Consider the following 21662-nt stretch of genomic DNA (forward strand, 5'->3'; position numbering starts at 1 on the left):
ACGCACCTCGGCGCCTGCGGCTTGCCACGCAAAGCTGGCACACTGCGGGCATCGCCTCGCGCCGCTTCGCTCATTGCACTGCGTGCGCCTCACGCGCCACGTCCACCTTGCGCCCCTCACCACCGCAACACACGCAGTCCATGAATCGCAGATACTTCCTCGGCCAGAGTGCCGCCGCAGCCGCCAGCCTGGTCGGCATCGCCTTGCCGGCCTGGGCGCAGGGCACCTCGGTCGCAGCGCCAGTCATCCCGCCCGCCAGCAGCAGCGGCTTCCCGCCCTATGCGGGGCGGCCGGAAGTACAAGCCTGGGCCGAGGCCTTCGCGCAAAGCAGCGGCTGGGGCATGGACCGCATCCTTGGCGTGCTGGGCACGGCGCAGAGCAATGACACGGTCATCCGCCTCATGCAGCCTGCGCCCACGGGCTTCAAGCGCTCCTGGAAGGTGTATCGCAGCCGCTTCGTGGAGCCGATCCGCATCCGCGCCGCCTTGAAGTTCTGGGAAGAGAACGCCCGCTGGCTCGATCAGGCCCGCGAGCGCTTCGGCGTGCCGCAGGAGATCGTGGTCGGCATCATCGGCGTGGAAACCATCTTCGGCCGGGACATGGGCAACTTCCGCGTGCTGGATGTGCTGATGACGCTGTCCTTTGACTACCTGCGCCGCGCGGAGCTCTACAAGAGCGAGCTGGGCCAGTACCTGCTGCTGTGCGAGGAGAACGGCCTGCAGCACGGCACCTACGCGGGCTCGTTTGCCGCGGCCATCGGCATTCCGCAGTTCATCCCCAGCTCGATCCGCCGCTTTGCTGTGGACTTTGATGGCGACGGCCGCATTGACCTGCGCACCAGCCCGGCAGACGCCATCGGCTCGGTGGCGCGCTATCTGAATGACCACGGCTGGAAGACCGACCAGCCCATCGCCGTGGCCGCCCGCGTGGCCGCGAGCGCGGACCAGATCAAGCAGATGCTCGCCGCCGGCCCGCTGCCCAGCTTCACGCTGGAGCAACTTACCGCCCAGGGCGTGCAGCCCACTGACCCAGTGCCGGACGACGAGCGCTTCCTGCTGGTGGACTTGCCCACCGGCGACGAGGTGCCGGAGTACCGCGTGGGCACGCCCAACTTCTACGCCATCACCCGCTACAACCGCTCCTTCTTCTACGCCGCTGCGGTGCAGGATCTGGCGAGTGCCGTGCGGGCGGCGCGCAAGCCGGCTTGATCGGACTTCCAGTAGCCACGGCTTTACATGAATTGGCCGATATCAACTTAAATCGAGATCTTCAAATCCAGCTTTCCGCATATCAGTAGCCTTTTTGGGCATGCTTCAACGCTTCTAGTTTTTCGTCCGAATTTGATGCTCAACGCTTGAGCGTTGACATCGACGCACCTCTCGAATCTGGCCTGATGCCTGTCACAAATGTGACATCGCACTGCACCAAACTGTTGCTAAACATTCACAACAGAACGGTTCGGGATCATGTCTCACCTCCTCCTTGCGCGGGCCTCGCTCGCGCTGGCGCTTTGCGCCGCCAGCCTGCTTGCCACGCCCTTCATCCCCGCCGCCCATGCCCAGGGCGAGCCCCGGCCCACGGTACGCGTCGGCATCGTCACCGATCGCACCGGCGCATTCGCGGAGTACAGCCGCGACTTCTTTGCCGGCGCCAAGACCTGGTTTGACGAAGCCAACGCCCGCCGCCTGCTGGGCAGCCGTCGCATCGAGGTCGTGCAGCGCGCCACCACCGGCACAGACGCCAACGCCACGCTCAACGCCGCGCGCGCCATGCTGGTCGAAGACCGCCCCGCCCTGCTGTTCGGCCTGCCCAGCGACGCGGCACTGACCGCCCTGTGCGCAGACCCGCAGGTCCAGAAGAGTGGCGTGCCGATCGTCAGCCCCTTGGCCGGCGTCGATGCGCCTGCCAACTGCAACGTGCAGTTCTCGCGCGCCAGCTATGCGCAGGAATTCGCCGGCGCCATCCGCCAGCTGCGCAACATGGGTGTGAGCCGCTTCGCGCTGGTCACACCCGCCGACGTCGCCCCCGCTCTGCGCAACACCCTGCGCCAGCAGCTCAGCCAAACGGCCGGCGGCGCCGTGCCGCTCGTGGTGTGGCCTGTGACAGGCGCCAACGCCTCCGCCAACCCCGCCCGCACCGCCGCGCTCAGCCAGATCCAGGCCAGCGGCGCGCAGGCCGTGTTCGTGCTGGCGGACAGTCTCGAATACGGCGAGATCTACAACGCCATCACCGAGCGCCAGCCAGGCACGCTCGTGGTCGGTCCGTCGCTAGTGAACCCGATCACTCTGTCCGGTCTGTTCCCCACGCCCCGCCTTCAGGGCGCCGTTCTGTCACAGGCCGTGCCTGACCCCACACGCGGCTCGCTTGCGGTGGTGCGCGAGTTCCGCCAGCTCTTCAACAAGTACTTCGCCGAAGCGCCCACCCACGCCGCGCTGGAAGGCTTCATCGCCGCGCGCCTCGTGGTGGAACGCCTGCGCTCCGGTGGCGATGTGCCCGACGCGCTTTCGCGCGGCACCGCCAACAAGGTCATCGATGTCGGCGGCCTGAGCTTCGACTACACCCGCTTCCCCCTGCGCGGGACGGAGTTCGCGGATCTGGCGATGATGCGCAAGGATGGATCCTTGGCGCAATAGACCAGTTTGGCCTACAGATACCACCGCACGATCGGCTCAGCCACACACACCGGCTTGCTCGCACCCTCGGCCTCGATGGTCACCTCGAACTTGAGCTGTGCGCCCTGCGTGGCCGGCGGCAGCGCCGCCACGCCTTGCAGCTCCAGCAGCTTGAAATGCGCGCGGATGCGCTTACCCACCGGCAGCGGCGCGGGAAAGCGCACGCGGTCCAGGCCGTAGTTCACGCCGAGCTTGAGCTGGTCCATCGGGAAGCTCTGTTCGAAGAACATGGGGATCATGGACAGCGTGAGGAAGCCGTGCACCACCGTGCTGGCGAACGGCCCGGTGGCGGCGCGCTCTGCGTCGATGTGAATCCACTGCCGGTCTTCGGTGGCCTCGGCAAAGGCATTCACGCGCAGCTGCTCGATGGCAAACCAGTCGCTCACGACCAGAGTCTGGCCGACGCGACCGGCGAGCGCAGTGAGGTCGAAGGTGCTCTGCGCGGAGGGCGCGTGGGCGGCTTGAGTGGCTTGGGCAGACATGGGCACTGTCATGGACGAAGTGAGGTAGAAAGCGCTGCGACCGTCAGCAGGGTGAAGGGATGCATGGCATAACATTAGACGAGCAAAACAACAGGGCTGCGTGACGCGCATCAGCGCAGTACGCCAGGCGATCAGGAGCGCCAGCCCGCCTGAGCAGCGGCCACGCTGCCGGCCAAGGAGACCTTCGCACACGCATGAAACGCGGCTTCTACACCATCATGGCCGCGCAGTTCTTCAGCTCCCTGGCTGACAACGCGCTGTTCATCGCTGCCATCGCCCTCATCATGCAGCTCCAGGGCCCCGCCTGGATGACCCCCATGGTCAAGTGGGTGTTTGCGCTGTCCTATGTGCTGCTGGCCGCCTTTGTGGGCGCCTACGCAGACTCCAAGCCCAAGGGCACGGTGATGTTCCAGACCAACCTGGTCAAGATCGCCGGCTGCGGGCTGATGTTCTTCTATGACGCCTTCGGCATGACCGGACTGCAGGGCGAGTACGTGGTGTTTCTGGCCTACGCCCTGGTGGGTGTGGGCGCGGCGGCGTATTCACCGGCCAAGTACGGCATCCTCACCGAGCTGCTGCCGCCGGAAGACCTCGTGAAAGGCAATGGCTGGATCGAGGCACTCACGGTGCTGTCCATCATCTTCGGCACCGTGCTGGGCGGCGTGCTGATCAGCCCGAAGATCTCGGCCATGCTGCTGTCATTCGACTTGCCGGGCATCAACACCGGCATTGACACCCCACCCGAAGCCGCGATCTGCGTGATCATGGCGCTTTACGCAATCGCCGCGGGCTTCAATCTCGCCATTCCGGATACCGGCGCGCGCTACCCGAAGCAGGAGCGCAACCCGGTGAAGCTGGTGAACGAGTTTGCCCACTGCGTGCGCACGCTCTGGAAGGACAAGCTGGGCCAGATCTCACTGGCCGTGACCACGCTGTTCTGGGGCGCCGGTGCCACGCTGCAGCTGATCGTGATCGAATGGGGCCGCCAGCATCTGGGGCTGCCGCTGAATCAGGCGAGCATCCTGATGGGCGTGGCAGCGCTGGGCACGATCGTGGGCGCGGTGATCGCGGGCAAGTTCGTCACGCTCAAGCGCGCGCTGAGTGTGCTGCCGGTCGGTATTGCGATGGGGCTGGTCGTCATGCTCATGCCGCTGGCGACCAACATGCCGTTTGTCTATGCGCTGCTGATCGTGGTCGGCGGCCTGGGCGGCTTCTTCGTGGTGCCGATGAACGCGCTGCTGCAGCACCGCGGCCATGTACTGCTTTCTGCGGGGCACTCGATTGCCGTGCAGAACTTCAATGAGCAGCTCAACATCCTGGTGATGGTGGCGGCCTATTCACTGCTGCTGGGCCTGAAGTTGCACGTGAACACCATCATCATCGTCTACGGCCTGCTGGTGGCCGGTCTGATGCTGGCCATCATGGCCTGGAACCGCGCCAACCACCGCGCGGACCCGAATCTGGATCGGCTGATCGGATCCGCCAAGCATCACTGATCGCAGCGCGGCGTGCGCTTGATCGATCAATATCGGCCAAATTTGTCCAAAAGCCACTTAGTGCCGATTCCACGCACCAGACAAGCGGAAAGCCGGTTTTGAATGCATCAAAAAGCATGAAAACCGGCCAGATTTCAAGCGATCAAACCGGGTCCCCCGCCAGATCATGCTCATCCGCGCTGTGGATGCGCACGGAGATGATGTCGCCCACGCGGTACTTGCGGCTGGGCCGATCGGGCGGCGCAATGTGCACCACGCCGTCGATCTCCGGTGCGTCCGAGAAGCTGCGGCCCATGCCGCCCTGCGCCGTGGCCTGATCCACCAGCACCTTGAGCGTGCGGCCCACGAAGCGCTGCAGCCGCGCGGCCGAGATGCGCGCCTGGGTTTCCATGAAGCGCGCGCGACGCTCCTCGCGCAGGGCCTGGGGCACCATGCCTTCGATGCTGTTGGCCGTGGCGCCTTCCACCTCGCTGTAGGCAAAGCAGCCCACGCGGTCGAGCTGCGCTTCTTCCAGGAAGTCCAGCAGGTGCTGGAACTCGGCTTCCGTCTCACCCGGAAAGCCGGCGATGAAGGTGGAGCGGATGGTGAGCTCCGGGCAGATCTCGCGCCAGCGGCGGATACGCTCGATGTTCTTCTCGCCGCTGGCGGGGCGCTTCATGCGCTTGAGCACGTCCGGGTGACTGTGCTGGAAGGGCACGTCCAGGTAGGGCAGGATCTTTCCTTCCGCCATCAGCGGCAGGACCTCGTCCACATGCGGGTACGGGTACACATAGTGCAGGCGCACCCACACGCCGAGCTTGGACAGCTCCTCGCACAGCTCGGTCATGCGCGTCTTGACCGGTCGGCCGTTGACGAAATCCGTGCGGTACTTCACGTCCACGCCGTAGGCGGAGGTGTCCTGGCTGATGACCAGCAGCTCCTTGACGCCGCCCTTGACCAGGGCCTCGGCCTCGCGCATCACCTCGCCGATCGGCCGGCTCACCAGATCGCCGCGCATGCTGGGGATGATGCAGAAGGTGCAGCGGTGGTTGCAGCCTTCGGAGATCTTGAGATAGGCGTAGTGCTTGGGCGTGAGCTTCACACCTGCTTCGGGCACCAGATCGATGAAGGGATCGTGAGGCTTGGGCAGATGGGTGTGCACATGGCCCATGACTTCGTCGGCTGCGTGCGGTCCGGTCACGGCCAGCACCTTGGGATGCACCTTGGCCACCAGGTTCTCGCCGGTGTCCTTGTCTGCCTTGGCGCCCAGGCAGCCGGTGACGATCACCTTGCCATTGGCGGCCAGCGCCTCGCCGATGGTGTCCAGGCTTTCGCGGACGGCATCATCGATGAAGCCGCAGGTGTTCACGATCACCAGATCGGCGTTTTCGTAGGTCTTGGAGGTCTCGTAACCCTCGGCGCGCAACTGGGTCAGGATGATTTCCGAATCCACCAGCGCCTTGGGGCACCCCAGAGAAACAAAACCCACGCGAGGCGCTGCCTGCGTGGGTTGCGAGTTGTCTTGGCTCACAGCATCACCGCTTTAGCTCGAAACCGCCAGTTTACCGGCGGGGGTGTGCTGCGAACTTCAGCCGGCCGATCACTTTCCCGGGGGGTTGCCGCCGGGTGCGCCGATCATTTCCCCGGCGGATTGCCGCCGGGTGGGCTGATCATTTTCCCGGCGGGTTGCCGCCGGGTGGGAAAGGGAAATTGCCGAACATCGACTTGGTCTGGTTCTGCATCTGCTCCTGCATCTGCACGAACACGTTCTTGGACTGCTCGATGTACTGGCTCATCATGCTCTGCAGCATGGGCGCCTGGCCGCTCATGAACTGTGCCCAGGCTTCGGGGCCGAACTGCTTGCCGTTGTACATGGCCTTGGACTGCTCCTGGAACTTGTTCTGGATCTCCAGGAAGGTGGTGATGTTCTTCTCAAGGAAAGGCCCCATCACGCCCTGCATGGCGTGGCCGTAGAAGCGGATGATGTTGGCGAGCACCGGGGCGGAGAACATGGGCGCACCGCCGGCTTCCTCTTCCAGGATGATCTGCAGCAGGATCGAGCGGGTCAGGTCCTCGTTGGACTTGGCGTCCACCACGTTGAAGACCTCGTTGTTGATCACCAGCTGCTTGACGTCGTCCAGCGTGATGTAGGTGCTGGTCTGGGTGTCGTACAGACGACGGTTGGGGTACTTCTTGATGAGCCGCTGCTGCGACGACTTGCTGGAAGACCCTGAACGCGATGTGGCCATGAACCTGTCTCCGGAATGTTGCAGTGCTTCGCTGCTGTGCAAGAGCCTTCGGGCGTCCTCGTCCTGACCAGCAGATGATGCAACCGATTGTATGGAGTTTTTTGCGCTGCATTGGGGCGGTGCAGCATAGGGTGTCGCTGGGGGAGCGAAAGCGTGCCCGCACATGCATCAGGTCGTTTTGTTGAATGCTGAGGCCACGTATGAAAGCAAATCGCCTGGCTGGGAGCCGGGCGAGCATTGGAACTGTGCCACCGGTATGACGAGCCTCGCACGAGTACGTGCTCGCCGTTCGTGAACCGCGCCTGCAGCGCTTTAGTCAGAACAGCTCCACGGGTGTAACGAGCCTCGCGCTTGCAAGTCGGGGGCAAGGCTTGCAAGCCTTGCCTCTTCGCGCGGCGCGGAGCGAACTCCGCGAAACCCCGCACTCAGCGCTCGTCGTTCAGCAGGCGGCGGGCAGTGCCCGCCGAAATCCCTGCTTCACCCCATGTGAAGCCCGCCGTTGCAGGAGAAGTCGGCGCCTGTGGAGTAGCCGGCGTCATCGGTGGTGAGCCAGCCGCAGATGGAGGCGATTTCCTCGGCGCGGCCCAGGCGCTTGACCGGGATGGTGGCGATGATCTTCTCGCGCACTTCTTCCTTGACAGCCATGACCATGTCAGTGGCGATGTAGCCGGGGCTGACGGTGTTTACCGTGACGCCCTTGCTGGCCACTTCCTGCGCCAGCGCCATGGTGAAGCCGTGCATGCCGGCCTTGGCGGCGGAGTAGTTGGTCTGGCCGAACTGGCCCTTCTCGCCGTTCACCGAACTGATGTTGATGATGCGGCCCCAGCCCTGATCCAGCATGCCGTCGATGACCTGCTTGGTGACGCAGAACAGGCTGTTGAGATTGGTGTCGATCACCGCGCGCCAGTCGTCCAGGCTCATCTTGCGGAACACGCCGTCGCGCGTGATGCCGGCGTTGTTCACCAGGATGCTGATGGTGCCGTGCTCGGCCTTGACCTTGTCGAAGGCGGCCTTGGTGCTGTCCCAGTCGGACACGTTGCCCACGGAGGCGTAGAAGGTGTAGCCCTGTGCGGACTGCTCACCGAGCCACTTGTTGAAGTCGCGGCTCGGGCCGCAGCCGGCGATGACCTTGTAGCCCATGTCATGCAGCTTGCGGCAGATTGCCGTGCCGATGCCGCCCATGCCTCCAGTTACGTATGCCACCTTCTGCGTCATGCTGTCTCCTCCTTGTTGAGCCTGTCAGTACACGGCGGCGCCGTGCTTCGGGTTGTTCTGAGCGTGGGTCTTGCAGGTCAGATCGCGCGGACCTTCACGTAGCGGCCGGGCGCCGGCTCGATGGCCGGAAACTTGGCACTGCCGGCTTTCTTCGGAGCAGGCTTCATGCCACCCCCGTGCTTGGACAGCCACGCTGCCCAGTCCGGCCACCAGCTGCCGGGCTTCTCGGTGGCGGCGTCGAACCAGGCGTCTGCCGTGGCCGGCAGCTTGCCGGCGCGGCCCACCCAGAAGTTACGCTTGTTCTTGCTGGCGGGATTGATCACCCCGGCAATGTGGCCGGAGGCCCCCAGCACAAAGCGAAGATCCCGTGCCTGCAGGGCCTGTGCGGAGGCGTAGGCCGAACCCCAGGGAACGATGTGATCCTCGCGGCTGCTGTAGACGTAGATCGGCACGTCGATGCTCGATAGATCCAGACGCACGCCCAGGCTGTGCAGCTCGCCCTTGGCCAGCGCGTTATCGATATACAGCCGGCGCAGGTACTGCGCGAACATCGGGCCGGAGAGGTTCGTACTGTCGGAATTCCAGTACAGCAGGTCGAAGGCCGGCGGCCGCTCGCCCTTCAGGTAGTTGCCGACCACGTAGTTCCAGACCAGATCATTCGGCCGCAACGCGCTGAAGGCGCTGTTCAGGTCGCGCGCGGGCATCAGGCCGCCATTGGCGAACTGGGCTTCTCGCATAGCCACCTGGGCTTCGTCCACGAACACGCCCAGGATGCCGGGCTCGGTGAAATCCAGCAGCGTGGTGAGCAGGGTGAGGCTCGCCACCGGTCGCTGCTTCTTGGCGGCAAGCGCAGCCAGCGCAGAGGCCAGCAGGGTGCCCCCCACGCAGAAGCCCAGCGCGTTGATCTGCTCGGCCCCGGTGATGGCGCGCACCGCGTTGATGGCGTCCACCGGGCCTTCATTCAGGTAGTCGTCCCAGGTGGCGTGCTCCATGCCCTCGCCGGGCAGCGGATTGCGCCAGGAGACCAGAAACACCGTATGCCCCTGATCCACCACGTACTTGACCAGCGAGTTCTCGGGCTGGAGGTCCAGGATGTAGTACTTGTTGATGCAGGGCGGCACCAGCAGAAAAGGCAGCGCATGCACCTTGGGTGTGGTCGGCCGGTACTGGATGAGCTGGATGAAGTCGTTCTCAAACACCACGTCGCCCGGCGTGGTGGCCACGTTCTTGCCGACCTCGAAGACGCTTTCGTCCGTCTGGCTGATGCGGCCCTGCTGCAAATCGGCCAGCAGATTGGCGAGGCCCTGCTGCAGGCTGGCGCCGTTGGTCTGCTTGGCGAGTTCGAGTGCTTCCGGGTTGAAAGGCAGGTAGTTCGACGGCGCCATCGCCGCCAGCCACTGCTCCATCATGAAGGCAGCCTGCTCGCCCTGGTGGCCGCTGCCCGCAAGGATCTGGCGCAGGCCGTTCAAGTGCTCGTTGTGCAGGACGTACCAAGCCGCCATCTGCGCATGCAGGTCCCCGCCCTGCCAGGCTTTGTGGGCAAAGCGACGGTCCTGCGCGGCGGCCTTGGGGCCCGCCAGCATGGCCTGCAGATACTGCTGCTGCCAGGCCATGAGCTGCGCCGTGTCCAGCTTGGGCGGCGTCATGCCACTCAGTTGCGCGCCCATCAGCGCCTGCCAGTCGAATTGCTCCCCACCCATCCCATTCACCTCGTTTTCCTGCATTTGTATTGAACGTGGCTGACGCTCAAATGACATCAGGCCCGCAAGCCGCATGCCTGTTGGATCTCCCTGCCATTGTCTCCGCCGGGCGGGTGGTGTCAATTGCGTGGCATCAATACGGCTCCGTATCGCGCAGGCGCGGCATCCGGACACGGCTACGCACGAACCAGCCGGCGCCTTCTTGCGTACGATCGTTCGCTTACAAATACACGCGCCGGCCCCCACCCCAACACATGCTCTACATCGTTGCCATCGCCTGGATGTACGTCGTCATCCTGATGTCGCTGACCGAGACCTCGTTCGTCGCGGGGGCGGCAACCTTCATCTTCTACGGTGTGCTCCCGCTGTCCGTGCTGCTCTATTTACTCGGTACACCCATGCGCTGGCGGGCGCAGCGCGTGAAGGCCCAGCAGGAGCTTGCTGCGTTACGCGCGCAGCAGGCGTCGGCCGAAGCGGCACTCGACCCCGCCACTGCCAGTCCTGACGGAGCGCAAGACGCACCTGTGACCCCGGCCGGGCCGAAGTCAGGCCAGCCAGATCAGTGAAGCCATCCGGCCGGTCACCCGGTCGCGCCGGTAGCTGAAGAAGCGCTGCGCATCCGAAACCGTGCACAGCCCGCCACCGTACACGGCGGACACGCCGCGTGCTGCAAGCCGCTGCTGCGCGAGCAGATAGATGTCCGCCAGGAACTTGTCCGGCGCACCGGGCTGAAAGGCACCCGCGGCAGCCGGGTTCTGCGCGACAAAGGCTTCGCGCACCTCGGCGCCAACCTCGAAAGCCTGCGGGCCGATCGCCGGCCCGAGCCAGACCTGCCACCGCCCATCCGGCACGCGAGCCTGCAATGCATCCAGCGTGGCCTCGATCACACCGCTGGCCAGCCCGCGCCAGCCGGCATGAGCTGCACCCACTGCCCTGCCCTGCGTGTCGGCGATCAGCACCGGCAGACAGTCCGCCGTCTGGATCTCGAGCACGGTGTTCCGGCGAGTGGTCACCGCCGCGTCGGCAGTGGGCGGCTCGCCTGACGCGCGTGGCGTGTCCGCGTCCCAGACAGCGACGCCGTGCACCTGATTCAGCGGCACCGGATCGGCCGGCAGCAGCTTGCGCAGCAGCGCACGGTTCTGGCGCACGGCCAGCGGGTCATCACCCTGCCCGTCGCGCAGGTTCAGCCCGGCAAAAGGCGGCTGAGATACGCCACCGCCCCGCAGGGTGGTGAAGGCGTGCACACCGGGTAGGCTTGGCCACTGTGCAGGCAAAACATGCACCGCCGCCTGCACCGTCGGTGCGGCCTCAGGTCGGCCAGCTGTCGTCACCAAAGTCTCCTTGGGTCTTGAGGTCGCGGTCCAGACGCAGGCTGCTCGCCAAATGCGCAAGGTCTGCCGGCAGGGGCGCGGAGAAACTCAGGCGCGCACCCGTGCCCGGCGAATCAAAGGCCAGACGCGCCGCGTGCAGCGCCTGCCGCTCGACGCGCTCACCCTCCACATTGATCGGACGGCCTCCGTACAGCGCATCGCCCACCAGCGGGCAGCTCACCGCCGCCAGATGCACACGGATCTGATGCGTACGCCCAGTCTCCAGGCTGCAGTGGATCCGGGCGGTCGTACCTTCGGCCTCGTGCGCAACCAACCGGTAGTGCGTCACGGCCGGCTTGCCCCCGGCCACCACGGCCATGCGCAGGCGGTTGCGCGGGTCACGGCCAATGGGCTGATCGATCGTCCCGGCACCCGGTGTGGGCGCGCGGTGCGTAAACGCGATGTAGCGGCGATGCACCGCGCGCTGCTTGATCTGCTCCACCAGACTCGCCTGCGCTTGCAGGCTGCGCGCCACCACCATCAAGCCACTGGTGTCCTTGTCCAGCCGGTGCACGATGCCGGCGCGCGGCACGCGGGCCAGCTGCGCATCCAGATGCAGCAGGCCGTTGAGCAGGGTGCCGCTCCAGTTACCCGCTGCCGGATGCACGACAAGACCCGCCGGCTTGTTGATGACGAAGACATCTGCATCCTGGTGAATCACCTCGATCGCCATCGCCTCGGGCGAAAAAGCCATCGCCTCTGGCGCCTCGGCGGCAAACACCGCGATCTGGTCGCCGGCCTGCACGCGGTGGCTGGCGTTCTTGACTGGGCGATCGTCGATGCTCACCAGCCCGTCGGCAATCCAGACCTGAAGGCGCGAGCGCGACAGGCTCGGGATCGCCTGGGCGAGCACGCGATCGATCCGCGCGCCGGATTGCGTCTCATCGACTTCCACCAGGTAGTCCGGCTCCTCGGCACCGGCCTGCGCCCAGGGGGCGGTCGGCTGGGCCACAGAGGGGGGCTGCATATAATCCAAGACCTTTCTAGGGATTGTTGGCCCCACCAGGCAGCAGTCGCTTTCCACCCCGCCCTGGACCCGTCGTGTCTCGTACTCAACAGCGCAAGACCTTGATCGCCCTGCCCGTTGTTCGCTCTGCCCGCCATGTTAGTGGCGCGATTGTTCGCACCGTGCTGGCAGGCGCCGTGATCGCCGCTCTGGCGGCCTGCGGCTCGACCAGCGACAGCCGCAACCCGGCGCAGATGTCCAACGAGGCGCTCTACGCCCAGGCCAAGAACGAGATTGCCAGCTCCACGTGGATCGACGCGCTCAGGACCCTCGAGCGCCTGCAGGCCCGCGACCCCTTCTCGGTCTTTGCCCAGCAGGCCATGCTCGAGACCGCCTACGTGCACTGGCGCGACAGCAACCCGACCGAGGCGCTCGCCACACTGGACCGCTTCCAGCGCCAGTTCCCGAACCACCCGGCCACGGATTACGCCCTGTACCTGCGCGGGCTGGTGAACTTCAACGAGAACCTTGGCTTCCTCGCCCGCTTTACCGACCAGAAACTGAGCGAGCGCGACCCGAAGTCTGCCCGCGAGTCCTTCGACGCCTTCAAGGAACTGGCCACGCGCTTCCCAGACAGCGTCTACACGCCAGATGCGATCGACCGCATGAACTTCCTGGTCAATGCCCTGGCCGAATATGAAGTCCATGTGGCGCGCTACTACCTGCGCCGCGGCGCGCCGCTGGCGGCCATCAACCGCGCCCAGTTCGCCGTCAAGACCTACCAGACCGCACCCGCGCTGGAAGAAGCGCTGGCCATCATGGTCATCGCCTACGACGAACTCAAGCAGCCCGAGCTCGCCAAGGACGCCCAGCGCGTGCTCGACAAGAACTTCCCCAACTCCGGCAAGGTTGCCGCAGTCAGGAAGGTGGAGCAGCCGCGCTGGTGGAGCCCGTTCTGAGGCCACACAGCTCCAGCGCCTGAGCAAACTGCAGCGCGACTGAGAATTCGCGCGTACGCGCGAACGGTGGCAGGCTGCCCCAGATGCGCTTTCCGTAGGGCTTTTCGACCAGCCGGGCGTCGCCGATTACCAGCAGGCCGCGATCCGCGGGGTCGCGAATCAGCCGGCCCACGCCCTGCTTGAGCGCGATGACCGCCTCGGGCAACTGGATATCGAAGAACGGGTTGCCGCCTGCCTCCTTGGCCGCATCCAGGCGCGCGGCGAAGAGCGGATCGTCCGGCGGCGCAAAGGGCAGCTTGTCGATCACCACCATCGAAAGCGCCTCGCCCCGTACATCGATCCCTTCCCAGAAGCTCGCGGCACCCACCAGCACGGCGCCTGAGCTGGCGCGAAAGCGCTCGAGCAGCGCAGCGCGGCCGCCCTCGCCCTGCACAAGAATCTCCAGATCTTGGGTCTGATCGTTCGCGCGGAGGGCCTTTGCGGTCCGATCCACAGCCCGCAGGGTGGTGCACAGAAAGAAGCTGCGCCCGCCCAGTTCGGCCACGAGCGGCGCGCAGTGCGCCACCAGCGCCTCGGCCAGCGCCGGGTCCGTCGCGGCAGGCAGGCCGCCCGGCACATACAGCAGGCCCTGCTGCGCGTAGTCAAACGGGCTGTCCAGTCGCAGGCAATGCGTCCCGAAGCTCGGCAGATCCAGCCCCACATGCCCAAGGAAGTGCGAGAAGTCGTCCTTCACCGCCAGCGTGGCGGAGGTCAGGATCCACGCCGCACCGCTCGTGGCACGCAGCTCCGCCAGCTTGTTGGACACCTGCAGCGGCGCGCTCTGCAGGATCATCGCCGTGGCCGTGAACTCGATCCAGCGGATGTCGTCCGTGCTGCGGCTCGTATCCAGCCAGCGGCCGAGCAGTTCTTCGAGCGTGAGCGCGCGCGAGAACGCCTGCGAGATCAGCACATTGCGCTCGCGCAGCGGCGCCAGCGCCTCCGCCAGTGCCGCCAGGGCGCCCTGCACGGCCTCAAGGCGCTGCATGAGCGCCGCATCTTCGCTGGCCTGGGCGAAATTCAGGCGGCCGACCAGCTCCTTGCGCGCGATTCGGGCCTGACGCACGGCCAGTTCCAGCGCGCCCGCGGCATCGGCGGCGCCCGTCGCTTCCCGCGCATGGGCGAGCACCGCCGCAGTGCTGTCGCGCGCCAGTTCCAGCCACTGGCGCGTGCTGGCCGCTTCGCCAAAGAACTGCGTGGCCACGTCCGGGATTTGATGAGCTTCATCGAAGATCACCGTGTTGACCGAGGGGAGCAGCTCAGCCACACCTTCGCGGCGCAGCGCGGCGTCCGCAAAGAACAGATGATGATTCACCACGACGACGTCCGCTTCCATGGCCGTGCGCCGAGCCTTCATCACGAAGCATTCGCGGAAGTGCGGGCATTCACTGCCCAGGCAGTTGTCCACAGTGGACGTCACCTTGGGCCAGATGCCGGACTCATCCGGCACGCTGGCCAGCTCGGCCCGGTCACCCGTGTTGGTCAACTTCGCAAACTCAACCACTTGCGCGAGGTGCGCGACCTCGTCCTTCGACGCCAGGCGCCCTTCGGTTCGGGTGCGCTCCAGGTGAAAGTGGCACACGTAGTTGCCACGCCCCTTGAGCAGCGCCACCGTCACCGGGGCGCGCAGGGCGTCGCGCACGCGCGGCAGGTCCTTGTCGTACAGCTGGTCTTGCAGGTTGCGGCTGGCGGTGGAGATCAAGACCTTGCCACCAGCAAGCAATGCGGGCACCAGGTAGGCAAAAGTCTTGCCGGTGCCCGTGCCGGCCTCGATCACGGCGGTGCCCTGCGTTTCGATCGCGCCAAGCACGGTGGTGGCCATGTGCTGCTGCACGCTGCGCGGCTGGAAGCCCGCAATGCTCTTGGCCAGTGCACCGGCGGCCGACAGCGCTTCAGTGACTGCGTCGGCAACGCTCATGAGGAAAAAGTGGAAGGTGGCAAGTCAATCGGGGCGATCAGCGCGGCATCAGGGCCGGGCAGGAACGCGGCAAGGCACGTGGAAGGCGAGATTGTGACCCAGACGCCCGAAGCAGGCCGGGCCGGCGGGTAGGAACCCGGCGCGGGTTCAGGCCGGAATGTCTGGCGTGAGCTGCAGGCGCAGGAAGGTGATCTGGTCCTTGATGAGCAGCTTGCGCTTCTTCATGCGCTTGACCATGAGTTCGTCGATGACGGGTTGCGCCATCAATACCTCGATTGAGCGATCAAGTTCGCGGTGCTCCAATTCGAGCTCGACGATTCGGTGATGAATTGACGCAACGTCGCTCACGGGAAAGCAACCAATTGTTGCCAGATCATTAGAATGATCTGAATTGTCAGAGATTTGCCCTGTGGGCTCAAGCGCAGCACCCATGAACTGTGCGACCCCAGTCTGCTCTGCCCACTATTTCAGATCCACTCAGTGAAGCGTTACACGGTCAACGCCTGCACGGCACAGCACATCGGCGATCGGCAGGAACAGCAGGACAGACTCACCTTGATGGCTTCGCCCCATGTGGGCGGCGCTCTCATTGCCGTGGTTGCCGACGGCATGGGCGGCAAGACCGGCGGCGCCATGGCTGCCAATCAGGTGATCTCGACGGCGCGAAACTTCTTCAAGGATTGGCGCCCATCCGATGCGATCGAGGCTGGCCTCGATCACATGGTCGAAGAAGCGCACACGGTCATCCAGCTCGCCGGCTTCACCGAAGAAAAAGAGCCGCACAGCACCGCCGTGGCGCTAGTTGTCACGCCGCAGCGCTGCCATTGGATGCACGTGGGCGACAGCCGCCTGTACCACTTCCGCGCCGGCCAGCTGATGGACCGCACGCTCGATCACTCCTACGTGCAGGACATGATCAGCGCCGGCAAGCTCACCGAGCAGCAGGCGGCCACGCACAAATACCGCAACATGATCACCAGCGCGCTGGGGACCAAGAGCGCGCCGCGAGTGACGCACGCCGAGATCACCGATCACGGCCCCGGCGACTATTTCCTGCTGTGCAGCGACGGCGTCTGGGCCTATTTCTCTGACGACGAACTCGCCCGCATCATCCACACCCTGCCCCCGCGCGAAGCGGCCGAACTGCTGGTGCAGCTCTCACGTGAGCGTGCGCGCGGCAAGGGTGACAACCTCTCGCTGATCATCGTCAAGCTCGATCCGCCAGACCTCGTCGGCTGACGTACCCACGCGAAAAGCCAAACAAACATGGCGCGCACGGATTCAACATCCTTGCGCGCCATGTGCATTCTGGGCAGGTGTTTTCGGGTATGTGGCGCCAGAAGCCCGCGATCAGGGTTTGGCGGGTGCACCGCCTGCCTGCGGCGACTGCGCTGCAGCCTCAGCGGCCTTCCTGGCCGCCTGTGCGGCCTGGCGCTGGCGGCGCTTTTCTTCGCGCAGCTTGATCTCCGCCTGGCGCGCACGCGCATCCGCCTCACGCTGCTGGGCCGCGGCGCGGTTGGCAGCACGCTGCGCAGCATCCGGCTGCGCTGAAAGTGGTGGATTGCGTGGGCGGCTGTGCTGCGCGTGGGTTGGCGTGGCCGCCTCTGCGGGCGCCTGCGCCGCTGCCTCGGCCGCGGCACGGGCCGCCTCCACACGCTCAGCGCGCTGGCGGGCTTCCTCGCTCTGCGCCGCTTTCACGGCGGCGGCGGCTTCCTCGGCGCGCTCGCGCTGCTTCTCGGCGATGCGCAGATCCTGTTCGCGCACACGCTCCTCGCGCTCGATCCGGCGCAGCTTGACCTCTTCCTGCAGCAGCTTCTGGCGCGCCAGCGCCGCGTCGCGCCGAGCGCTACGGGTGCAGTTTTCCTGGAAGAAACGGCTCAGGCAGGCGTTGGTGCGCTCCAACTCACGCGTATCCACCTGCTCGCGCTCGGCTTCGATGGCGAGCAGGCGCGCCGCGACGGCCTGCATGTCGGGCGGATTCGTGGGCGCGGTTGTGGGTGTCGCGTTGGCTGCAACCTTGGCCGCAACACCCGGCGCCGCCGGGGTCGGCCCGGTGGTCGCAGCGGTAACAAACGGTACTGCGCTGTAAAGCCATACGGCCGCCCAAATGGGCGCTGTGGCCTGTGCCACAATCCCGGCCTTTTCGAAGGACAGCACCTGCGTCATGCAAGGAATTATTGCCCAGCTCGCCCGTGAGCTCGCCCACCCGGCCCATTACGTCCAGGCGGCCATAGCGCTGATCGATGAAGGCGCCACCGTGCCCTTCATCGCCCGCTACCGCAAGGAAGTCACCGGCAGCATGGACGACACGCAGCTGCGCCTGCTGGCCGAGCGCCTGGTGTACCTGCGCGAGCTGGAAGAACGCCGGGCCGCCGTGCTGGCGGAAATTGAAAAGCAGGGCAAGCTCACGCCCGAGCTTTCGCAGCAGATCCTTGCCGCAGACACCAAGCAGCGCATCGAAGACCTGTATGCGCCCTACAAGCCCAAGCGCCGCACCCGCGCGCAGATCGCCATCGAGGCCGGCCTGCTGCCGCTGGCGGATGGTCTGCTCGCCAACCGCGCCCTGGTGCCGCTGGAAGAAGCCGCCAAGTTCCTGAACAGCGCCTCCGAGCCCAAGATCGAAACCGCCAAGGCCGCACTCGATGGCGCGCGCGACATCCTGGCCGAGCGCTTTGCCGAAGACGCCGACACCGTCACTGCCCTGCGCGAAAGCCTGTGGAGCCGCGGCGAGCTCATCTGCACCGTGGCGGAGGAACACAAGGACAAGCTGGATCCGGACATCATCAAGTTCCGCGACTACTTCGACCACCGGGAGCCCATTGCCAAGTGCCCCAGCCACCGCGCGCTCGCCATGCTGCGCGGCCGCACCGCCGGCGTGCTGCGCGTGGCGGTGGATCTGCCCGCGCCCGATCTGGAGCACATGGCTGCCGACCCGAAAGCTCGCCACCCCATGGAAGGCACCATCGCCGCGCGCCTGAAGCTCAACATCGGCACCCAGCCTGCCGATGCATTCATTTCCGACTGCGTGCGCTGGGCCTGGCGCGTGAAGCTGGCGCCCATGCTGGAGACCGATCTGCTCGGCCAGGTGCGCGACGCCGCGGAGGCCGAGGCCATCCGCGTGTTTGGCGACAACCTGCGCGATCTGCTGTTGGCCCCGCCTGCCGGCAACTACGGCGTGATTGGCCTGGACCCCGGCCTGCGCACTGGCGTGAAGGTGGCCGTGGTGGACGCCACCGGCAAGCTGCTGGACACCGCCACCATCTACCCGCACGAACCGCGGCGCGACTGGGATTCATCGCTCGCCACGCTCGGCGCCCTCGCGCTCAAGCACAAGGTGGCGCTGATTGCGATTGGCAACGGCACGGCCAGCCGCGAGACCGACAAGCTTGCCGGCGACCTGATCCGCATGGCGCCGCAACTGAACATCCGCAAGGTGGTTGTGAGCGAGGCGGGGGCTTCGGTGTATTCCGCCTCGGAGCTGGCCTCGCAGGAGTTCCCGAACCTGGACGTGAGCCTGCGCGGCGCCGTGTCCATTGCCCGCCGCCTGCAAGACCCGCTGGCGGAGCTGGTGAAGATCGACCCCAAGAGCATTGGCGTGGGCCAGTATCAGCACGACGTGAACCAGCGCAACCTGGCCCGCCAGCTGGACGCCGTGGTGGAAGACTGCGTGAACGCCGTGGGCGTGGACGTGAACACCGCCAGCCCCGCCCTGCTCGCCCGCGTTTCAGGGTTGAACACGACGACAGCCAAGGCGATCGTGAGCCACCGCGAGCAGCACGGCGCCTTTGCCAGCCGCGAGGCGCTCAAGGCCGTGCCCCGTCTGGGCGACAAGACCTTTGAGCAGGCCGCAGGCTTTTTGCGCATCACCGGCGGCGCCAACCCGCTGGACGCAAGCAGCGTCCACCCCGAGGCCTACCCCGTGGTCGAGCGCATCCTTGCCAAGGTGGGCAAGCCCATGACGGAGGTGATGGGCCGCGCCGACGTGCTCAAGAAGCTCGCCCCGGCCGACTTTGCCGACGAGCGCTTTGGCGTACCGACGGTCAAGGACATCCTCACCGAACTGGAAAAACCCGGCCGCGACCCGCGCGGCACGTTCCAGTACGCCACATTCGATGACAGCGTGCAGGACATCAAGGACCTCAAGCCCGGCATGCAGCTCGAAGGCGTCATCACCAACGTGGCCGCCTTTGGCGCGTTTGTGGACATCGGCGTTCACCAGGACGGCCTCGTGCACGTGAGCGAACTGTCCAACAAGTTCGTCAAGGACCCGCGCGAAGTCGCCCGCGTCGGCCAGGCCGTCAAAGTCTGGGTGCTGGAGGTGGACGTACCGCGCAAGCGGATTGGCCTGTCCATGAAGGGCCCCGGCCGGCCCGGCGAAGGCTCAAGCGCAGGCACCAGCGGCGCCCCGCGCGACCGCAACGCCGCCGGCTACAAGCCCAAGCCCCAGCCGCAGCTGCAGGGTGGATTTGCGAGTGCGCTGGCGGATGCGTTGAAGAGCAAGCGCTAGAGCTGTCCGCTTGTCTGGTGAGGCTTTCCAGCCATTTTGGTCTGGAAAGCCGCATGAGTGCTGGATCACCGTGACTCAGAAATCGAAGACCGGCTTCTGGAGCCAGTCTTCAAGGCAAAGTGGCTGAAAAGTGGCGCCAGACAAGCGGAAAAGGCCGTTGAACGGCCTTGGGCTGTGATCTTTGGTGACTGCGGGCGCCCATTGACCGCTCAGGGCACCCGGAATCAGTCAGCGAGTCACTGACGCGCCGCCTTGCTTGAACTGCTCAGTCTTGCCGAGTTCATTGTGCAAGCCGGTCGGGGCCGTCGGTGCATCGGATTCAGCGCCAATCAAACGGCGGATCGTGCGGCCCATTCGGGCGATCATCATCATGTTGAAGAAGTGCATCGCGCCAAGCACCAGCAGCGCAATGCCGATGCGTGCGCCTAACTCGCCAATCAGGTTCGTGTATTGCAGGTTCCAGCCATCCAAGCGCATGCTGATGAAGCCGAGATTGAGCAGGTAGAAGCCGATGACCAGCAGCCGGTTTGTGGAGCGGGCAAGGTCCACGTCTTGGCCGAAGCAGCGCACCAGGAACGTTTCACCGCTGCTGGACAAAGCCCGCGCCACCCAGATGGTCATGGCCACGGAGATCAGCAGGTAGGTGGCGTAGGCGGCGTGGAGAAGGACGGCGTCGTTTTGGATCGGGGTCGTGGTCATGGAAGCTCTCCGGTTGGGTTGAGACCCCACTCTCGGCCTGCCGCGACGTCACCGCTTCCATCCGGATCGTGCCGGAGCAAGAAATTTCCAAACCCTTGAAAATCAATGACTTGCGAGCTTCCAGAATGATCGGAATGGAGCTTCAGGCCGCCGCGTCCTGCGCCAGACGCTTGCGCCGGTACTCGCCAGGCACCTCGCCGGTCTCTTCCTTGAACGCCGCGTAAAAGCTCGACTGCGCGCCGAAGCCGACGCTCAAGCCCACCGACAGCACCGACGCTCGAGGCTCTTCGATCAGCATGCGCTGCGCTGCAGCCACCCGATGCCGCCGCACGAACTTCGAAAACCCCTCCCCGAAGCGCACGTTCAGCAACTCTGAGAGTTGATGCGGCGTGAGATCGAGCCGGCGGGCGAGCTTGGCCAGACCCAGATCCTCGTCCCGGTAAAGATGCTCGTCTTCAAACAGCTGGCGCAGGCGTTCGCCAACAGACACCACATCGACCTTGCCAAGCGAGCTCTGTGCATAACTCGCGCTGACAGCCTCCTGGGTCTTCACCGCGAGGTCCGGAATGAGCAGCAGCAGGGCCAGCGTGCTCACGAAACCTAGCGTCAGCAGTACCGAGTAGATCAAGCCGAAGGTGCCCCAAGACAGCACGTGCGGGGTGAGCGCACCCGCCGCTCCGACGCCCGCGCCCATCAGCGCGAACGCAAGCAGCACAGGCCCCTCGATGCGAAACCAGCGCCGAGTGGCCCGCAACCGGTACAGCAATACGGACAAGTGAATGGTGTAGCCGGTGCCGATCGCCAGTGACACCGGGATCGCCCACGCGGGCGACACCAGCCCTGCAAGTACGGCACTCAGCGCGCCGCTGGCCCACACGCCCCAATGCCTGCCCTCAGCCGGCCGCAACACGCCCGCAAGCAGCGCATAAAACCCCCAGCTCTGCACAAAGAGCCCGGCGCCGTAAGCCCGCGGCGGAGCATCGAGCGGCCCAAGCGCCGGAAACCCGAGGTGCTGCCACGCCGTGTGCGTCAAGCCCGCGAGCATCAGCACCCCGCCCAAGAGCGCGCTGAGAGGCATCGGCAAGCGCCGCGGCGTGGCAAGCAGCGCGAAAAGCAGGAGCAACGCGCAAGCAGATGAGGCACTGGCGAGCGAGACGAGCGTTGTGTGAATCATGTTGGGAACGTGGGCGGATCTGGAGCGAGGCGATCTGCAAGCAAGCAAACGGGATCAGCTCTCGCCGCTTGCCTCGTGGAGTCGCGGCAGCGTACTGGGCAAAACACAAGACGTGACCCCGTTAGCATTCGACCGCAACGCCGCCGGCTACAAGCCCAAGCCCAGCCGCAACTGCAGGGCGGATTTGCGAGCGCACTGGCCGATGCGTTGAAGAGCAAGCGGTAAGAACGCAGCGCCTTCGTTCCGGGGCGGGTTCAAAC

The 21662-nt window shown here is 65.5% G+C and carries 19 protein-coding genes; 7 read left to right on the forward strand and 12 right to left on the reverse strand.

The features are described from left to right. Positions 1–140: 140 nt before the first annotated feature. Complete coding sequence (gene mltB / locus ACMDW7_RS09035) at positions 141–1208, forward strand: lytic murein transglycosylase B (protein ID WP_377301332.1); 1068 nt, start codon at positions 141–143, stop codon at positions 1206–1208. Positions 1209–1466: 258 nt separating this feature from the next. Continuing rightward, on the forward strand, positions 1467–2633 hold the full coding sequence (locus ACMDW7_RS09040; protein ID WP_377301331.1) for an ABC transporter substrate-binding protein: 1167 nt from the start codon (positions 1467–1469) through the stop codon (positions 2631–2633). Positions 2634–2644: 11 nt separating this feature from the next. Here ACMDW7_RS09040 and ACMDW7_RS09045 read toward each other — a convergent pair whose 3' ends face one another. Next, complete coding sequence (locus ACMDW7_RS09045; protein ID WP_377301329.1) at positions 2645–3154, reverse strand: MaoC family dehydratase; 510 nt, start codon at positions 3152–3154, stop codon at positions 2645–2647. A 194-nt stretch (positions 3155–3348) separates the two neighbouring features. Here ACMDW7_RS09045 and lplT point away from each other — a divergent pair, with 194 nt between their 5' ends. Beyond that, positions 3349–4650, forward strand: coding sequence for a lysophospholipid transporter LplT (gene lplT, locus ACMDW7_RS09050; protein ID WP_377301327.1), 1302 nt, complete (start codon positions 3349–3351; stop codon positions 4648–4650). Between the two features lie 142 nt (positions 4651–4792). Here lplT and rimO read toward each other — a convergent pair whose 3' ends face one another. The 4 genes from rimO to ACMDW7_RS09070 all read right to left on the reverse strand — a co-directional run bounded on the left by rimO (position 4793) and on the right by ACMDW7_RS09070 (position 9817). After that, complete coding sequence (gene rimO / locus ACMDW7_RS09055; protein WP_377301325.1) at positions 4793–6160, reverse strand: 30S ribosomal protein S12 methylthiotransferase RimO; 1368 nt, start codon at positions 6158–6160, stop codon at positions 4793–4795. A gap of 139 nt (positions 6161–6299) precedes the next feature. After that, on the reverse strand, positions 6300–6878 hold the full coding sequence (phaR, locus tag ACMDW7_RS09060) for a polyhydroxyalkanoate synthesis repressor PhaR (protein WP_377301323.1): 579 nt from the start codon (positions 6876–6878) through the stop codon (positions 6300–6302). Between the two features lie 477 nt (positions 6879–7355). Continuing rightward, positions 7356–8093, reverse strand: a complete 738-nt coding sequence (gene phbB / locus ACMDW7_RS09065) for an acetoacetyl-CoA reductase (RefSeq protein WP_054126454.1) — start codon at positions 8091–8093, stop codon at positions 7356–7358. Positions 8094–8170: 77 nt separating this feature from the next. After that, positions 8171–9817, reverse strand: coding sequence for a PHA/PHB synthase family protein (locus tag ACMDW7_RS09070; protein WP_377301321.1), 1647 nt, complete (start codon positions 9815–9817; stop codon positions 8171–8173). Between the two features lie 230 nt (positions 9818–10047). On the opposite strand from ACMDW7_RS09070, the gene ACMDW7_RS09075 reads away from it, so the two are divergent. Next, on the forward strand, positions 10048–10359 hold the full coding sequence (locus ACMDW7_RS09075; RefSeq protein ID WP_377301319.1) for a hypothetical protein: 312 nt from the start codon (positions 10048–10050) through the stop codon (positions 10357–10359). Here ACMDW7_RS09075 and pgeF read toward each other — a convergent pair. Then, positions 10339–11076: a peptidoglycan editing factor PgeF gene (pgeF, locus tag ACMDW7_RS09080; protein ID WP_377302539.1), complete on the reverse strand. Its 738-nt coding sequence runs from the start codon at positions 11074–11076 to the stop codon at positions 10339–10341. The genes ACMDW7_RS09075 and pgeF overlap by 21 nt on opposite strands. A gap of 25 nt (positions 11077–11101) precedes the next feature. Next, positions 11102–12130, reverse strand: a complete 1029-nt coding sequence (locus tag ACMDW7_RS09085; RefSeq protein WP_377301317.1) for an RluA family pseudouridine synthase — start codon at positions 12128–12130, stop codon at positions 11102–11104. Positions 12131–12279: 149 nt separating this feature from the next. Here ACMDW7_RS09085 and ACMDW7_RS09090 point away from each other — a divergent pair, with 149 nt between their 5' ends. Next, positions 12280–13068 carry an outer membrane protein assembly factor BamD gene (locus ACMDW7_RS09090; RefSeq protein WP_377302537.1) on the forward strand — a complete coding sequence of 263 codons (789 nt, stop codon included), beginning with the start codon at positions 12280–12282 and terminating at the stop codon, positions 13066–13068. Here ACMDW7_RS09090 and ACMDW7_RS09095 read toward each other — a convergent pair. Next, positions 13028–15022, reverse strand: a complete 1995-nt coding sequence (locus ACMDW7_RS09095) for an ATP-dependent DNA helicase (protein ID WP_377301316.1) — start codon at positions 15020–15022, stop codon at positions 13028–13030. The two genes, ACMDW7_RS09090 and ACMDW7_RS09095, sit on opposite strands and share 41 nt — an antisense overlap. A gap of 147 nt (positions 15023–15169) precedes the next feature. Further along, positions 15170–15454 carry a YdcH family protein gene (locus ACMDW7_RS09100; RefSeq protein WP_377301314.1) on the reverse strand — a complete coding sequence of 95 codons (285 nt, stop codon included), beginning with the start codon at positions 15452–15454 and terminating at the stop codon, positions 15170–15172. Positions 15455–15502: 48 nt separating this feature from the next. Here ACMDW7_RS09100 and ACMDW7_RS09105 point away from each other — a divergent pair, with 48 nt between their 5' ends. Beyond that, entirely contained in the window at positions 15503–16261 is a 759-nt protein-coding gene (locus ACMDW7_RS09105; protein WP_377301312.1) for a PP2C family protein-serine/threonine phosphatase, read from the forward strand. A 111-nt stretch (positions 16262–16372) separates the two neighbouring features. Here ACMDW7_RS09105 and ACMDW7_RS09110 read toward each other — a convergent pair whose 3' ends face one another. Next, the gene (locus ACMDW7_RS09110; RefSeq protein ID WP_377301310.1) at positions 16373–17188 is read right to left on the reverse strand and encodes a hypothetical protein; all 816 of its coding nucleotides are present in this window, start codon (positions 17186–17188) and stop codon (positions 16373–16375) included. Here ACMDW7_RS09110 and ACMDW7_RS09115 point away from each other — a divergent pair. Continuing rightward, positions 17187–19529 (forward strand): Tex family protein, encoded by a 2343-nt coding sequence (locus tag ACMDW7_RS09115; RefSeq protein WP_377301308.1) that lies wholly within the window; start codon positions 17187–17189, stop codon positions 19527–19529. The two genes, ACMDW7_RS09110 and ACMDW7_RS09115, sit on opposite strands and share 2 nt — an antisense overlap. 228 nt (positions 19530–19757) lie before the next feature. Here the strand turns inward: ACMDW7_RS09115 and ACMDW7_RS09120 are convergent, their stop codons facing one another. Both ACMDW7_RS09120 and ACMDW7_RS09125 read right to left on the reverse strand, forming a co-directional pair. Continuing rightward, positions 19758–20228, reverse strand: coding sequence for a hypothetical protein (locus ACMDW7_RS09120; RefSeq protein ID WP_377301306.1), 471 nt, complete (start codon positions 20226–20228; stop codon positions 19758–19760). 142 nt (positions 20229–20370) lie between these two features. Further along, the gene (locus ACMDW7_RS09125) at positions 20371–21306 is read right to left on the reverse strand and encodes a helix-turn-helix domain-containing protein (protein ID WP_377302535.1); all 936 of its coding nucleotides are present in this window, start codon (positions 21304–21306) and stop codon (positions 20371–20373) included. Positions 21307–21662 lie beyond the last annotated feature (356 nt).

The sequence above is a fragment of the Piscinibacterium candidicorallinum genome (assembly GCF_047549485.1).
Classification (GTDB): Bacteria; Pseudomonadota; Gammaproteobacteria; order Burkholderiales; family Burkholderiaceae_C; genus Piscinibacterium; species Piscinibacterium candidicorallinum.

Bases quoted from the DNA above. Each gene is read 5' to 3' on its own strand.
- mltB (WP_377301332.1), top strand. From the start codon at position 141: ATGAATCGCAGATACTTCCTCGGCCAGAGTGCCGCCGCAGCCGCCAGC.
- ACMDW7_RS09040 (WP_377301331.1), top strand. From the start codon at position 1,467: ATGTCTCACCTCCTCCTTGCGCGGGCCTCGCTCGCGCTGGCGCTTTGC.
- ACMDW7_RS09045 (WP_377301329.1), bottom strand. From the start codon at position 3,154: ATGTCTGCCCAAGCCACTCAAGCCGCCCACGCGCCCTCCGCGCAGAGC.
- lplT (WP_377301327.1), top strand. From the start codon at position 3,349: ATGAAACGCGGCTTCTACACCATCATGGCCGCGCAGTTCTTCAGCTCC.
- phaR (WP_377301323.1), bottom strand. From the start codon at position 6,878: ATGGCCACATCGCGTTCAGGGTCTTCCAGCAAGTCGTCGCAGCAGCGG.
- phbB (WP_054126454.1), bottom strand. From the start codon at position 8,093: ATGACGCAGAAGGTGGCATACGTAACTGGAGGCATGGGCGGCATCGGC.
- ACMDW7_RS09070 (WP_377301321.1), bottom strand. From the start codon at position 9,817: ATGCAGGAAAACGAGGTGAATGGGATGGGTGGGGAGCAATTCGACTGG.
- ACMDW7_RS09075 (WP_377301319.1), top strand. From the start codon at position 10,048: ATGCTCTACATCGTTGCCATCGCCTGGATGTACGTCGTCATCCTGATG.
- ACMDW7_RS09085 (WP_377301317.1), bottom strand. From the start codon at position 12,130: ATGCAGCCCCCCTCTGTGGCCCAGCCGACCGCCCCCTGGGCGCAGGCC.
- ACMDW7_RS09095 (WP_377301316.1), bottom strand. From the start codon at position 15,022: ATGAGCGTTGCCGACGCAGTCACTGAAGCGCTGTCGGCCGCCGGTGCA.
- ACMDW7_RS09100 (WP_377301314.1), bottom strand. From the start codon at position 15,454: ATGGGTGCTGCGCTTGAGCCCACAGGGCAAATCTCTGACAATTCAGAT.
- ACMDW7_RS09115 (WP_377301308.1), top strand. From the start codon at position 17,187: ATGCAAGGAATTATTGCCCAGCTCGCCCGTGAGCTCGCCCACCCGGCC.
- ACMDW7_RS09110 (WP_377301310.1), bottom strand. From the start codon at position 17,188: ATGACGCAGGTGCTGTCCTTCGAAAAGGCCGGGATTGTGGCACAGGCC.
- ACMDW7_RS09120 (WP_377301306.1), bottom strand. From the start codon at position 20,228: ATGACCACGACCCCGATCCAAAACGACGCCGTCCTTCTCCACGCCGCC.
- ACMDW7_RS09125 (WP_377302535.1), bottom strand. From the start codon at position 21,306: ATGCCTCTCAGCGCGCTCTTGGGCGGGGTGCTGATGCTCGCGGGCTTG.